Genomic DNA, 14,345 nt, shown 5'->3' with positions numbered 1-14,345 from the left:
TCAATGAAAACTACTGATAAGATTATTCAATTACTCAAGTTGCATGGCCCGCTTACCGCTAAAACCTTAGCGGAGGAATTGGCGTTAACGACTATGGGGGTGCGTCAACATCTTCAGGCTTTGGAAGATATGGGTGATGTGGATATTGAGGATCGAGTTGAAGGTCGCGGTCGCCCAACACGTTATTGGGGATTGACCGAACAAAGCCGTACTCACTTTGCCGATCGCCATGAGGAATTGACGGTACAGCTAATTGACTCGGTAAAAATGATCTTTGGCGACCAAGGCTTGGATAAGCTTATCGGTCACAGGGAGCAAAGTGCGTTAGTCCAATATCGTGCGGCAATGGAAGGTGCTACTGATATTCCGACACGTTTGGCCATACTTGCGAAATTACGCTCGAACGAAGGTTATATGGCGACCATGGAACACATCGATGGCGTGTATTTTTTACTCGAAAATCATTGTCCAATCTGCACCGCAGCGACTAAATGTTTGAACTTTTGCCGCTCTGAGTTGCAACTTTTCCAGCAGTTATTCGCTGATATTGCCGTGGTGAGCCGCGAAGAACATATCATCGAAGGTGCTCGCCGCTGTGCATATAAGATTGAGGCAATTAAAGTTGCGACGATAGCCTAGTAGTGTACTTAAGTTGCTCGTTTGAGGCGTTTTATCTGTGGGATAAAACGTTACTGAACGCTAACACTATATATTAAGCATTCGTTCTGGGCTTAAACCTCGGAGCTTAGGGCTTATCAGGTTCGTGATAGGCCAATAAGGTTTCGAAGCGAGGATGCCCTTTAAGTTGTGAGAAATCAGCTTCATCCAACGCTAGCTCTTTGAAGGATGCGCTGTTATGGATAGCGCGTTCCAAATCAGAAATTGCTCTATCTTCAACACCTAAACACGCAAAGGCGCAGGCTCTTTGATAAAAAGCATGGGCGTTAGTTGGGTCAACTTCCAAAACACGATTACATAGGCTTTGTGCCCAATTAAATTCGCGCATTTCCATTGCGGCATCGGCCTTGTAGGTCAGCGCTTCCAAGTCTCCAGGTCGAATCGTGAGGATTTCATCGTAGACTTCAATTTTTTGTTCGGGAGTCTGGGCACTTTGGGCACGTAGCCACAGATTATGAATTTCATTAATCACTTCTATTTCACGATTATTATCCGTGATAGTACGACTCTTATGCTTGAGTTCTTGCTCGAGTAATTTGAACTTTTCTTCGTATTGTTCGGCAATACTCTGCAGCTGATTCGCGGCCAGTTTGGCGGTATGTGTCTTGATTTCCCGTAGGGATTGCCAGCCGATAAAGGCAACTAAAGAGGCGACGCCGGCGATCATATAAAAGAAGTAAGTGACAGTGACATTGGCGTAATTCATCGACTTGTCGGCAACGGCCAGTTCGCGATCTGTGATATCTATGGTGAGGCGCCGCTCAAGATCCTGTTGATCGTATCTGAGGGATTTGAGTTCATCGAAGACGTAGCGCTCTATCAGCGGTTTATCATGGATGGCGAAAGGTTGAGGCGCTTCAGGGGGATTTACTGCATCGCTCGCTTGAGTGAAGAATGAGCTCGCGAGTATCACTAAAAACAAGGCTAAAAATAGCAGGTTCGAACGTATCATAACGGGACTTGCAGATAAGTTTTTGATGCGGTAACCACTCACAATAAGATGAATTGAACGCCTAGCTTAACAAATTTTGCCTAGTTTGAGCTAATTTTGCTCTAAATAACCTCTGTGATGCTTACGATATTGGCTCGCTATGACCTGAACTCGCATCCTGCTAGAATGGCTATCCCATTCATATTTCGTCATTTGTGGTGTTATGCAGTCTAAGCGCGGCCGACTCGATCGTTATCTTTGTACCCAGTTACACACTCACCGTAAAGCGGTGCGTGAATTGTTACTCTTGGGCCGAGTTCGTGTCGATGGATTGATAGTGAAGGACATGGATAGGCAAGTGGATGAGTTTTCTCACATCCAACTCGATGGGCAAATATTACAGGCCAACACGCCAGTTTATTTGATGTTGCATAAGCCGATTGGCGTGGTGAGCGCGACTAAAGATACTCAGCATAAAACCGTGATTGATTTGCTCGATTGCGAAGTCCGTGATGAGTTACATATCGCGGGTAGACTAGATTTAAATTCTTCGGGTTTGTTATTACTGACCAATGACAGCCGCTGGTCTGATGCACTAATGTCACCGACGCATAAGGTCGATAAAGTGTATCGCGTTACCTTAGCTAATCCATTAACTGAAGAATATATCGCCGCATTTGCCGAAGGTATGTATTTCAGCTTTGAAGATATAATGACTCAGCCTGCTAAATTGGTGATCCTTGCTGATCATGTTGCTGAAGTGACTTTAAAGGAAGGTAAGTACCATCAAATTAAGCGGATGTTTGGTCGCTTTCGAAACCCAGTTGTTGGTCTACATAGATTATCAATAGGTGATATTGTGTTGGATGAAGCTCTGGCGTCGGGCGAAAGTCGTATGCTGACTGCCGCAGAAGTGGCTTCTATCCACTGTAAACCGGTAGCTTAGAGACATAGGGCACTTCAATTTATTAGCCATTATTCTGCGGATTCTAAATATAAAAATGGACTTGAGAGTCAAGTGTCCCAAGCCCGTGACATGGGATTAGAGATCGGCGTGGGGGCCGAATACTTCATAGTGCATGTTTTCAGCTGAGACACCCAGAGCGAGTAATTGTTGCTTGATGGCTGACATGAATCCAATAGGCCCGCAGAAATAGTAACGTGCATGGGGAAGCAGTTGATCTGCGACTTTGCTTAATTCCATTTGTCCTTCGAAATCATAATCTGTACCAACCACATCGGTTGAACTCGGCTTGCGATACCAAACATGGCTCTTCAGATTATGATGTTGCTGCCGCTTGGTGTGAATAGCCTGTTTGAAGCCATGTACATCACCTTGCTCACAGGCATGTAGCCAAGTAATAGCACTTGGATGTTGCAACTTGATCAATTGATTCAACATGCTTTTCATCGGTGTTTGACCCACTCCAGCTGAAATGAGCACTACGGGGATGTCCGCCCCGACTTCTAAGATAAAATCTCCCGCCGGCGGCATAACTGCAATTTTGTCACCGATATGCATGGTATCGTGTAGCAGATTAGACACTTGGCCACCTAATTCACGTTTCACACTGATGCGGTAACTGTTGCCATTCGGCGCATCGGATAGGGAATATTGGCGGATTTCTTCATATGCTAAATTGGGATGTTTTAGCTTCAAACTTAAGTACTGGCCGGGAATGAAATCTTTAACTGGCTTACCATCTTCGGGCGTCAATATGAAGGAGGTAATGACTGTGGACTCAGTCTTTTTCGCGCTAATGATAAACTGACGCTCACCCACCCAACCGCCATCTTGTTCTGCATGTTCCTGATAAATTTGAGCTTCTCGTTGAATAAATATATCTGCTAAAAATCCATAGGCCTGCGCCCAAGCTTCTAATACTTCTTCTGTTACTGCACCGCCGCCTAACTCTTTAAGGGTGGCCAATAAGTGGCTGCCGACGATCGCATATTGCTCAGGCTTGATCAGAAAGCCTGTATGTTTTTGGGCAATGCGCTCGACAGTCGAACTTAGCACCGCTAAGTTTTCAATATTTTTAGCATAAGCCGCGACGGCGTTGAACAGGGCAACAGGCTGGCCACCAGAATGCTGGTGTGCCAAGTTAAATACATCTTTTAGTTCAGGATTATGTTTGAACATACGTTCATAAAAATGGGTCGTCAGCGCAGGGCCTGCGGATTCGAGTAAGGGGATAGTGCTCTTGATAACTTGGATTGTACGGCTGTCCAACATAGAAAATCCTTAACGTGTAAATATTATGAATGTTAAATAAGTTTAAAGATCTATTTGATTTGGATCAATAGTGATGATCGCAATTCGTGCTACCGATAAGCGTGATTAAGGTCATTTGAAGTGCTTTATCAAAGCGGGTATGAGATAGGGAAATGATAAATAAATATATTATTTCAATGTATTACAGAGGTAATGGTGGAGGTTAACTGCAACAGCAAAGCTTATTGCAGTCATGGTGTTGTTTTTTGACTTAGAGTTTAAATGCACTCACTTGATTGCGCATACTGTTGGCGAGTTTAGTTAAATTAACCACAGATTCACTTAATTCAGCCGCCGATGAGGTGGAATGTTCTGCAATATCGCTGATGGCAATAATACTGCGATTAATGCTCTCGGCAACGCTACTTTGTTCTTCGGCAGCGGTCGCAATATGAGTATTAAGTTCTGTGATGCTATCTACTGAGGAGACGATTTCTTTCAGTGCTTGGCCTGCTTGATTAGCTTTATCATTAGCATCATCTACTTGATTTATACCTATTTCCATAGCGTTAACTGCTTCTTTAACGCCTTGTTGTAGTGTGGCAATCATGGCCTCAATTTCTTGGGTAGACTTTTGGGTGCGCTGCGCAAGGGTCCGCACTTCATCCGCAACGACAGCAAAGCCGCGGCCTTGTTCCCCCGCACGGGCCGCTTCAATGGCGGCATTTAATGCCAATAGATTGGTTTGCTCGGCAATGCTTTTTATCACATCGAGTACGCGGCCGATATTTTGGCTTTCATTAGACAGAAATCCAATGACTTGTGCCGTTTTTTGAATTTGATCAGATAATTGCGCCATACTGCTAATCGATTGCATCACAATATTATTGCCATTGGCGGCATAGGTATCGGCATCTTTGGCTGAATCTGCCGCCGCAGATGCGCTTTGGGCGACTTCTGCTACCGTTGCCGTCATCTCATTCATGGCCGTTGCAGTTTGCTCCGTTTCAGCTTGCTGCTGTTGCATACGTTTATTGGTTGCCTGCGTGAAGCTACTTAACTCATTTGCTGAACTATTAACGGTATTTGCCGCTTCGGCAATCGAATGAAGAATGCCCCGCAAGTGTTCAATAACTTGGGTGAGGCTAGTGGATATTTGTCCTAGCTCATCGTGATTAAAAGTAGTGAATTTGACGGTAAGATCTGAGTCTTGATGGATCAGCTTAAGTTTACTGAGAATGTCATTAATAGGGTTCATCACGCTGCGATTGACCCAGAGCCCAATCACAATACTGATAATCATGGCGGCACAGGCTAATGCTACAAAAATAGTGATTGAAGATTGGTAAATGGCATTCACACGATCTTTTTCTTCGCCTGCCACGCGAATTTGCAGTGCAATCAGTTCAGATATTTGGTTACTGATGGGGTCTATTACTTGGTAAAGCGGCAGGATATTGGCCGATAATTGGCTTGATACATCACCATTTAATCCTCTTAAGCGTGAGACCAGAGTGTCAATCTGTTGATTCGCGGGTGAGAACAGCACTTCGGCTTGTTTTACGAGTCGGGATTCTTCTGAGGTAAGTTCAGTGGCTAAGTATTTTTGCCAATGCTGGGTAATGGTAGATTTGGCACTGTCTAGCGCTTCAGCTGCTTGGGAGGCGGTGAAACCACCCGCGTTCGCCTTATTGACCGCATCGATAACATCGACCGCGTACTTATCAGCAATCACTTTTAAATCGTCTAGTGGCACAACTCTATCGCCATAGATACGTTCAACACCCGATTCAATTTTACCCATCATATTAATGGCGAGAAAACCAATCGTCATTAGCATTAAAAGGGGAACCAGAATGCCGATAAACATTTTTTGTTTTATTTGTAAACCGTTCATATGGATAGCCTCAGTGAACTAAAGAGTCCTTTAGGCAGAACTCTATCTATCCCTATGATGAGTCTGTAACAATAGGTATAGCAAATCTGAGGAAAGAGGGGAGAGTTACAGAAAATTTATTTTGCTTCAGATACAAAAAAACCTCGCTTGGCGAGGTTTAAATGTTGGTACAGATGAGAGGACTTGAACCTCCACGCCCTTGCGAGCACCAGCACCTGAAGCTGGCGTGTCTACCAATTCCACCACATCTGCATGGCTATTCGATATTTCATCGAATTGACAATCTTAACACTGCGAATCTTAACTTTTGAACTGCAATTTGGTACAGGTGAGAGGACTTGAACCTCCACGCCCTTGCGAGCACCAGCACCTGAAGCTGGCGTGTCTACCAATTCCACCACACCTGCACTGTACCTATCGCAGTTCTCTAACATAAGTCGCTATCGCAACCCATTTAAAGATGGTGCCCGAACCCGGAATCGAACCAGGGACACGAGGATTTTCAATCCTCTGCTCTACCGACTGAGCTATTCGGGCGACGGGCGCAATTTAAAGGCTTTTCGGGTTTTGAGTCAATAGATTTTTACTAAATAACAGAAAAAGTGACTCAGTTGGATAAGATTCACACGAAAGTGTCATTTGTACTGGTATTGAGGATGTAAAAATAGCCAAACCACTATCTACACTGAGAACTTAGCGTTATCTATTTATGGCTTATTAGGGTGACCAAGCAAAAAAATGCCCCTATTAAAGGGGCATTCTCGGTTAGTTTGATAAGATTTCATTGTTTGGGAAGTTAGCTTGCATTACCATGAGCACGTTTTGCTTCAGCTTGCTCTGACCTAATTCGCCATAAGCTTCTATCATTATCTCTAATGCCCGTTCATTTGAAGGGGTGCCAGGGTATGTTTCCATTACAGATTGTGCTCGGATTGCTGCGGCGCTCCATGCATTCATCTTGAGATAATACTCGGCAACTTGAATTGAATATTTTGCTAAGCGATTCTTCAACGCTAACATGCGTTTTTGCGCATCGGCGGCATATTTGCTGTTAGGGTAGGTTTTGATTAGACGATCAAAATCTTTGAAAGCATCTTGAGCATTTTTAGGGTCACGATCGGTTCGGTCGATATTAAGCATGTCGTGGAACATGTAATTGTCGGCTTGCATGTTCACTAAACCGCGCATATAGAACACATAGTCTACATCTGGATGAGTTGGATTAAGACGGATAAATCTGTCTATGTTCGCAATACCAGAAGCGACATCGTCCATTTTATAGTAAGCATATATCAGGTCTAACTGGACTTGAGTTTTGTGAGGTCCGAAGGGGAAGCGTGAGTCTAACGCTTCCAAAGAACGGACAGCTTTAGAGTAATTGCCAAGCTCCATAGAGGTTCTTGCCTGAGTATAAAGTACATCAGGTGACGTTTTGGCGGCAATATCGTTATCATCAGGGCTGCTGCTACAGGCTGATAACGCTAGTGAAAATAGGACTAAGGTAACGCCTTTGGAAAATTTATACATACTTGAATTCAATTCTTTTTAAGTTGTAGTTAAGAATTTTTCCATTTCACTATAAAATAGAAAACATCCGATTGTAACAGATAGCACACATTTTTTGACCCCTAAATGGGGATACGGTTCCTATGACACAAGAGATTAATCTAAAAAGCGAGATTTCGGCAACACAAACTGGACTGAGATTAGATCAGGCCCTAGCAGAGTTGTTCCCAGATTACTCGCGCACGCGCATCAAGGAATGGATCCTATCTGATGCAGTTTATGTTGACGGCGTTGTCGTTAATAAGCCCCGAGAGAAAGTTTATGAGCTGCAACAGATACTCATAGATGCCACTCTTGAAGAAGAAGTTCACGCAGCGGCACAGGCCATTGATCTGGATATCGTCTATGAAGATGACGACATTATTGTGATCAACAAGCAAGCGGGACTCGTGGTTCACCCTGGTGCTGGCAATGCCGATGGCACTTTGATGAATGCACTATTGCACCATTGTCCCGATATTGAGCATGTACCACGTGCTGGTATTGTGCACCGTCTGGACAAGGATACTACAGGTTTAATGGTTGTAGCCAAAACCGTTGAAGCGCAAACCCATTTAGTTGCCGCCTTGCAGGCCCGTGAAATCACTCGTGAATACGAAGCGATTGTGATGGGGACTATGACAGGTGGCGGTACTGTTGATGAGCCGATTGGTCGTCATCCAACGAAACGTACTCATATGGCGGTGCATCACTCAGGTAAACCAGCTGTGACGCATTATCGTGTGGCGGAAAAATTCCGTAATCACACTCGTCTAAGATTGCGCCTTGAATCTGGCCGTACTCACCAAATTCGTGTGCACATGGAATACATTGGCCACGTATTAGTGGGCGATCCTGTGTATGGTGGTCGTCCAAAACCGCCGAAATGGGCCAGCCCAGAGTTTTTTGATATTCTGAAAAACTTCAAGCGCCAAGCTCTGCACGCAGTGCGTCTTGAATTAGCGCATCCTGTGAGTTGTGAAATCATGAGCTGGCACGCGCCAATTCCTGAAGACATGGTGATTTTGACGAAAGCACTGCGTCAAGACACGGTCGAGCATCCGATCGAGTATTTGTAAGTGTTTAATCACGATTGGCCTGTTCCCGCTAATGTCAGCATCGCTATGACAAATCGTCATGGCGGTGTGAGCGTGCATCCTTATGACAGTCTGAATCTTGGACTGCATGTCGGTGATGCGCCAGAGTTGGTGATGGCTAATCGTGAATTACTCTGCAAACAATTAGCGTTAACCGCTGAGCCTGTCTGGCTCGAGCAAGTGCATGGTACTCATGTGCTTAATTTAGATGCGCTGAGCTTAGCTCCTGCTGTGGATACACCGATTGCCGATGCCTGTTACAGCCGAACGGCTAGCCAAGTTTGCGCTATAATGACTGCCGATTGTTTACCTGTGTTGTTGTGTAATCAAGCGGGAACCGAAGTGGCTGCGGCCCATGCCGGTTGGCGTGGTTTATGTGATGGCGTGATTGAGGCCACCGCGGCGCAGTTTAGTTCACCTATGGATGAGTTGATTGCCTACCTCGGCCCGGCTATTGGCCCACAAAAATTTGAAGTCGGCGTTGAAGTACAGCAAGCTTTTTGTACTTTACATCCGCAGTCGGCAGCGTGTTTTATTCCAAGTGGTAACAAGTATCTTGCCGATATTATTGGCTTGGCTAAATTACGCTTGAGTTTACTCGGGATAAACCCTATTTATAGCGCAGATATCTGCACAGTCAGCGACACGGATTACTTCTCTTATCGTCGCGATAAGGTGACGGGACGCATGGCTTCATTGATCTGGCTTAAGTCTTAAGCTAATTCCCCTACAGTTTGTATTTATTTGCGCGTTATTCGCTTGAATTTGGCTAAATAGCCCCCATCTTTTAACTAACGAAATGTAATACCAATCCTATTTAGATCTCTCCATTAGCGGTACTGATTTTAAAGCCACTAAATTGGCAAGATGTCTTGTGGATTGGCATATCTCTACTATATGAGTGTTAGGAGGCTGTATGCGACTCGATCGTATGACCAATAAATTTCAGCTTGCCATCTCTGATGCCCAGTCACTCGCACTTGGGCGTGATCATCAGTTTATTGAACCGCTGCATTTGATGATGGCATTGTTGAACCAAGATTCAGGTTCAATCCATCCCTTATTGACCCAAGCTGGTATTCGAGTGAGTGCACTGCGATCGCTCTTGAGTCAAGAGCTGGAACGCTTACCTCAAGTCGAAGGTACGGGCGGCGATGTGCAATTATCCCAAGGTTTAATCCGTTTATTAAACCTGTGTGATAAATTGGCGCAAAAGCGTAAAGACAAATATATCTCTAGCGAATTATTTGTATTAGCTGCGTTAGAAGGTGCCGATGCCCTTGCGCAAGCGCTGAAAAAAGCCGGCGCGACCAAAGAGTTGATGGAACAAACCATTGAACAAATGCGCGGCGGCCAAAAAGTGGATGATCCGAACGCTGAAGATCAACGCCAAGCGTTGAAGAAGTTTACTATCGATCTCACCGAGCGAGCTGAACAAGGCAAGTTAGATCCTGTGATCGGCCGTGACGATGAAATTCGTCGTACGATCCAAGTGTTACAACGTCGCAGTAAAAATAACCCCGTCCTTATCGGTGAACCGGGTGTGGGTAAAACGGCGATTGTTGAAGGACTTGCCCAGCGTATCGTTAATGGTGAAGTCCCCGAGGGCATTAAAAATAAGCGCGTTTTATCCCTCGATATGGGCTCATTGATTGCGGGCGCTAAATATCGCGGTGAGTTCGAAGAACGTTTAAAAGCGGTACTTAATGAGTTGTCACAGGAAGAAGGTCAAGTGATCCTCTTCATCGACGAACTGCATACTATGGTCGGCGCCGGTAAAGGTGAGGGCGCAATGGATGCGGGTAACATGCTTAAACCTGCGTTAGCGCGTGGTGACTTGCATTGTGTGGGCGCGACCACGCTTGATGAGTATCGTCAGTATATTGAAAAAGATGCGGCGCTTGAACGTCGTTTCCAAAAAGTGCTGGTGGATGAGCCAAGCGTTGAAGACACCATCGCCATTTTGCGTGGACTGAAAGAACGTTACGAGCTGCATCACCATGTGGAAATTACCGATCCGGCGATTGTGGCGGCAGCGACCATGTCGCACCGTTATGTGTCGGACCGTAAGTTACCCGATAAAGCGATCGATTTGATCGATGAAGCGGCATCGAGTATCCGTATGCAAATGGACTCAAAACCTGAGTCACTCGACAGGCTCGAACGTCGTGCTATCCAGCTCAAACTGGAGGAGCAAGCGTTAGCCAAAGAAAATGATGAGGCGAGTCGTCGCAGGCTTGACCATCTGCAAGAGGAATTACGTGACGTTGAAGCGAAAGCTTCAGAGTTGAACGAAATCTGGCGTACAGAAAAAGCCGCATTAGCGGGCACTCAGCACATAAAAGCCGATCTCGAACAGGCTCGAATGGACTTAGAAGTGGCGCGTCGTGCGGGTGATTTAACTCGGATGTCTGAGCTGCAATACGGTCGTATTCCTGAACTTGAAAAACAGCTCGATTTGGCATCGCAAGCCGAAATGCAGGACATGACGTTATTGCGTAACAAGGTAACTGAGTTCGAAATCGCCGAAGTATTGTCGAAAGCGACGGGAATACCCGTATCGAAAATGCTTGAAGGCGAGCGCGAAAAATTACTGCAAATGGAAGTGGCGCTGCATGAACGAGTGATCGGCCAAAACGAAGCCGTTGATGCGGTCGCGAATGCGATTCGTCGTAGCCGCGCGGGTCTGGCGGATCCAAATCGCCCGATTGGTTCGTTCCTGTTCTTAGGCCCAACGGGTGTAGGTAAAACTGAGCTGTGTAAATCACTGGCGAGGTTCTTATTTGATACCGAATCGGCTTTAGTGCGCATTGATATGTCTGAGTTTATGGAGAAACACTCAGTATCGCGTTTAGTGGGGGCGCCTCCTGGATACGTAGGTTATGAAGAGGGCGGTTACTTAACAGAAGCCGTTCGTCGCAAACCTTATTCAGTGATATTGCTCGACGAAGTCGAGAAAGCGCATCCCGATGTGTTTAACATCTTACTGCAAGTGCTTGATGATGGACGCTTAACCGATGGTCAAGGTCGTACTGTCGATTTTAGAAATACAGTGATTATCATGACCTCGAACTTAGGCTCCGACATTATCCAAGAAGGATTTGGTCAAGTGACCTATGCAGAGATGAAAGCGGCGGTAATGAATGTGGTCACTCACAGTTTCAGACCCGAGTTTTTAAACCGTATCGATGAATCTGTGGTGTTCCATCCATTGGATGCTGCCAATATCAAGCGTATTGCTTCGATACAAATTGCTTCCTTACGCCAACGTTTGGCTGAAAAGGACTATACATTGGAGATCACCGACGACGCATTATCACTGATTGCGGAAATTGGTTTCGATCCTGTGTATGGTGCAAGACCGTTGAAACGGGCATTGCAGCAAGAAGTCGAAAACCCGCTGGCGCAGAAATTACTGCGTGGTGACTTGTTACCGGGTAAACCGATCAAGGTCAGCTGTGCGGGTGGCGAGTTAGTGTTCGAGCAATAACCCGTAGCTAGTAACTTAGTGTTTTGTTTGAATGCGATACGTTAATCGCAAGCTTGAAGTAGAATATGTTGACATAGGCGAACTGAAATAAGCGTTCTTGAATGAACGAGCTTGAAATAAACTATCTTGCAATAAGAGATAGCGCTGTTTTAGTCAGTATAGCTCCCGCTTCAAGCACTAAAACGAAAGGAGCCGAGTTTTTAACTCGGCTCCTTTTTTATTGCATCAGCTTAATCGTTGTTCATTAATGTAGTGGCATAGTAAATTTGGCTACTTCTTATCACAGAAGAGTTTGATTCTTTCCTGCTGCTGGGCAATCGAGGCTTGGCGATCTTCTTCAGTCATAGCGACAGATTCACCCGAATCGGAAGTTTGGCGGATAAGCTTAGTATGCGTAGTGAGTATTTCTAAATTGTGTTTTGCACTCTCACAAATGGATTTAGCCTGTTTGGCGTCTTTTTCTTTAATCAGCGCAGCTGACTTTTCTAATTCATTGGCTTCAGCAGTTGGCTCAACTTTCTTTATCGGCGCGATAAAACCCACTTTCGCCTGCTCTAAATCTTCACTGTAGAGCTTTTCTGCTTTGATGTTTTCTTGTTGCGGGGCTTGTTGGCTGTAATGTGTCACCCCATTTTCATCGACCCAAGTATAAATAACGCCCGCAGAAACGGGGCCAATGAAAAGGCCGAGCCAGAGCCATCGATAAAGTATTGTTCTGAACATGTTCACTTTTAACATCGAAATTATCCCTAACTGGTCTCTCATCGACATGATAATAAAATATGTTATCTTGAAAGCTAACTTCTCTTCACTGAACTAGCGTAATAAGTGTATGCAAAATTCTTCAAATCAAACAGTAAAGAATAAAGGTATCTATTTATTACCGAACCTTTTTACGACAGCGGGTTTGTTTTCTGGTTTTTATGCCGTAATTGCTTCCATGAATGCTAACTTTGAAGCCGCAGCGATAGCCATTTTTATTGCCATGATTTGTGATGGGCTCGATGGCCGAGTGGCAAGACTGACTAATACCCAAAGTGATTTTGGTGCCGAATACGACAGTATGGCCGATATGGTGTCCTTCGGAATGGCGCCAGCACTACTCGCCTACAATTGGGCATTAGCCGACTTAGGTAAAATTGGTTGGTTGGCGGCATTTATTTATTGTGCAGGTGCGGCACTCAGGCTCGCTCGATTTAATACGCAAGTTGGCGTTGCCGATAAGCGTTATTTTCAAGGTCTCGCTAGTCCGGCTGCCGCCGCTGTTATTGCTGGCAGTATTTGGCTTGGTAATCAATATAGTCTCGATGGAAGAAACATCAGTTGGATTGCGGCCCTTGTGACTGCGGCAACCGGTTTACTGATGGTCAGCAATTTCCGCTATCACTCCTTTAAAGAAATTGACTGGCGTGGCAAGGTTAACTTTATCGTGATCTTACTGGTCGTCGGTGTATTTGTGGTGGTGTCAGTTCAACCTGCATTGATCTTATGTGTCGGCTTCTACTTATATGCGATTTCAGGCCCAATCATTACGATTCGAACCGTGAGAAAACTCAAAGTCGCACATGTTGTAGGAGATGATGTCGTGGCGAATGTCGAAACGGTTCCCTCGGCCCAAGCCGCTGCACAAACTCAAGTCGTTACAGATCTCGAGAAAGAGAAACAAGAAGAGCATAAATCTTAGGGCTCGTTCTTTTGAGCATTGCTTATCATTAGCTAGGTGTAAATAAGAGTAAGACATCACACAGGGCATAACGTTTTTAGAGGTTTGCTGATAGATATAGCGAAAAATCGCTATCAACTTCTGTTTATGCCCATTCAATCTATTAAAATCCCAGCAATAGGCGATTTTTTCTGCCAGACTTATCAACCCAAACAGCGATATTGCTTAGTGTTGCAGTATATTTCTGCAGTTTGATGGTTATTTATTCGCTTGGCGGAGATTGTTAAAAAAGCCCTTGCACAAAATCCTCTGCTGCCTATAATGCGCATCCACTGACACGGCAGACAGCGTTAAGCAGCCTGATGTGACAGTTCATTAATGAGTTTACTGATTGATGAGTGTTGAGAAAGTTTGCAAAAACTCCTTGACGCGAAACGGGAAATGCGTAGAATACGCAGCCCTAGCCAACTGGAAGCGTTCGACGCTCAGTGTGGTACTCACCTTCTCTTACGAGGTTGAGTTGCTCTTTAACAAGATAAAACAAGAAATCTGTGTGGACACTCACAGGTGTTGAGTTAATCGAAACTGCTTAGCCTTCGGGTTGGCAGTCAAAAATTTAAATCAATGTTTTCAAGTCATTCTCCTTAATGGGAAGCATGATTGAGTGTTCATAGTAATATGTATATACAGTAATGTATGAATTGAAACGCGATGCTTATTAGTGAGCAAAGCGAATCAAAACAGTAGAATTCATTGAGCCGCTGAAGTCGCAAGACGGAAGCAACAAAACTTTAATTGAAGAGTTTGATCATGGCTCAGATTGAACGCT

The 14,345-nt window shown here is 44.9% G+C and carries 11 protein-coding genes and 3 tRNA genes; 6 read left to right on the top strand and 8 right to left on the bottom strand.

The genetic code is table 11. The annotated features are described in order from the left end of the window. Positions 1-3 precede the first annotated feature (3 nt). A complete protein-coding gene (locus tag KO537_RS17370) occupies positions 4-639 on the top strand; it encodes a metalloregulator ArsR/SmtB family transcription factor (RefSeq protein ID WP_219235159.1) in 636 nt (211 codons plus the stop codon). A gap of 106 nt (positions 640-745) precedes the next feature. On the opposite strand, the gene KO537_RS17365 is transcribed toward KO537_RS17370, so the two are convergent. Further along, positions 746-1,672, bottom strand: coding sequence for a hypothetical protein (locus KO537_RS17365; RefSeq protein ID WP_212601711.1), 927 nt, complete (start codon positions 1,670-1,672; stop codon positions 746-748). A 160-nt stretch (positions 1,673-1,832) separates the two neighbouring features. On the opposite strand from KO537_RS17365, the gene KO537_RS17360 reads away from it, so the two are divergent. Continuing rightward, a complete protein-coding gene (locus tag KO537_RS17360; protein ID WP_028759268.1) occupies positions 1,833-2,555 on the top strand; it encodes a 16S rRNA pseudouridine(516) synthase in 723 nt (240 codons plus the stop codon). 96 nt (positions 2,556-2,651) lie between these two features. Here the strand turns inward: KO537_RS17360 and hmpA are convergent, their stop codons facing one another. The 6 genes from hmpA to KO537_RS17330 form a co-directional block, all read right to left on the bottom strand. Beyond that, a complete protein-coding gene (gene hmpA, locus KO537_RS17355) occupies positions 2,652-3,845 on the bottom strand; it encodes an NO-inducible flavohemoprotein (RefSeq protein ID WP_219235158.1) in 1,194 nt (397 codons plus the stop codon). A gap of 250 nt (positions 3,846-4,095) precedes the next feature. Beyond that, complete coding sequence (locus tag KO537_RS17350; RefSeq protein ID WP_219235156.1) at positions 4,096-5,721, bottom strand: methyl-accepting chemotaxis protein; 1,626 nt, start codon at positions 5,719-5,721, stop codon at positions 4,096-4,098. Between the two features lie 165 nt (positions 5,722-5,886). Continuing rightward, positions 5,887-5,973 (bottom strand) — tRNA-Leu (locus KO537_RS17345). A 68-nt stretch (positions 5,974-6,041) separates the two neighbouring features. Further along, positions 6,042-6,128, bottom strand: a tRNA-Leu gene (locus tag KO537_RS17340). Between the two features lie 54 nt (positions 6,129-6,182). Beyond that, positions 6,183-6,258: transfer RNA gene (locus tag KO537_RS17335), tRNA-Phe, on the bottom strand. A gap of 228 nt (positions 6,259-6,486) precedes the next feature. Continuing rightward, positions 6,487-7,248: an outer membrane protein assembly factor BamD gene (locus KO537_RS17330; RefSeq protein ID WP_105249967.1), complete on the bottom strand. Its 762-nt coding sequence runs from the start codon at positions 7,246-7,248 to the stop codon at positions 6,487-6,489. Positions 7,249-7,370: 122 nt separating this feature from the next. Here KO537_RS17330 and rluD point away from each other — a divergent pair, with 122 nt between their 5' ends. The 3 genes from rluD to clpB all read left to right on the top strand — a co-directional run bounded on the left by rluD (position 7,371) and on the right by clpB (position 11,853). Then, the gene (gene rluD, locus KO537_RS17325; RefSeq protein ID WP_105249966.1) at positions 7,371-8,345 is read left to right on the top strand and encodes a 23S rRNA pseudouridine(1911/1915/1917) synthase RluD; all 975 of its coding nucleotides are present in this window, start codon (positions 7,371-7,373) and stop codon (positions 8,343-8,345) included. Further along, entirely contained in the window at positions 8,346-9,080 is a 735-nt protein-coding gene (gene pgeF, locus KO537_RS17320) for a peptidoglycan editing factor PgeF (RefSeq protein ID WP_219235153.1), read from the top strand. It begins immediately after the preceding gene. Positions 9,081-9,279: 199 nt separating this feature from the next. After that, entirely contained in the window at positions 9,280-11,853 is a 2,574-nt protein-coding gene (gene clpB / locus KO537_RS17315) for an ATP-dependent chaperone ClpB (RefSeq protein ID WP_105249964.1), read from the top strand. Positions 11,854-12,123: 270 nt separating this feature from the next. Here the strand turns inward: clpB and KO537_RS17310 are convergent, their stop codons facing one another. Further along, positions 12,124-12,591, bottom strand: coding sequence for a DUF4124 domain-containing protein (locus tag KO537_RS17310; RefSeq protein ID WP_219235152.1), 468 nt, complete (start codon positions 12,589-12,591; stop codon positions 12,124-12,126). Positions 12,592-12,685: 94 nt separating this feature from the next. On the opposite strand from KO537_RS17310, the gene pssA reads away from it, so the two are divergent. Beyond that, positions 12,686-13,537: a CDP-diacylglycerol--serine O-phosphatidyltransferase gene (pssA, locus tag KO537_RS17305; protein WP_219235150.1), complete on the top strand. Its 852-nt coding sequence runs from the start codon at positions 12,686-12,688 to the stop codon at positions 13,535-13,537. The last annotated feature ends 808 nt before the right edge of the window (positions 13,538-14,345 follow it).

The sequence above is a fragment of the Shewanella sp. NKUCC01_JLK genome (assembly GCF_019345615.1).
Classification (GTDB): domain Bacteria; phylum Pseudomonadota; class Gammaproteobacteria; order Enterobacterales; family Shewanellaceae; genus Shewanella; species Shewanella oncorhynchi.
This window is presented reverse-complemented; position numbering and strand designations above follow the sequence as displayed.

What these genes read in the sequence shown, in the direction of transcription:
- pssA (WP_219235150.1), top strand. Translation starts at nt 12,686, where the DNA reads ATGCAAAATTCTTCAAATCAAACAGTAAAGAATAAAGGTATCTATTTA.
- KO537_RS17310 (WP_219235152.1), bottom strand. Translation starts at nt 12,591, where the DNA reads ATGTTAAAAGTGAACATGTTCAGAACAATACTTTATCGATGGCTCTGG.
- KO537_RS17350 (WP_219235156.1), bottom strand. Translation starts at nt 5,721, where the DNA reads ATGAACGGTTTACAAATAAAACAAAAAATGTTTATCGGCATTCTGGTT.
- KO537_RS17370 (WP_219235159.1), top strand. Translation starts at nt 4, where the DNA reads ATGAAAACTACTGATAAGATTATTCAATTACTCAAGTTGCATGGCCCG.
- rluD (WP_105249966.1), top strand. Translation starts at nt 7,371, where the DNA reads ATGACACAAGAGATTAATCTAAAAAGCGAGATTTCGGCAACACAAACT.
- KO537_RS17360 (WP_028759268.1), top strand. Translation starts at nt 1,833, where the DNA reads ATGCAGTCTAAGCGCGGCCGACTCGATCGTTATCTTTGTACCCAGTTA.
- KO537_RS17330 (WP_105249967.1), bottom strand. Translation starts at nt 7,248, where the DNA reads ATGTATAAATTTTCCAAAGGCGTTACCTTAGTCCTATTTTCACTAGCG.
- hmpA (WP_219235158.1), bottom strand. Translation starts at nt 3,845, where the DNA reads ATGTTGGACAGCCGTACAATCCAAGTTATCAAGAGCACTATCCCCTTA.
- clpB (WP_105249964.1), top strand. Translation starts at nt 9,280, where the DNA reads ATGCGACTCGATCGTATGACCAATAAATTTCAGCTTGCCATCTCTGAT.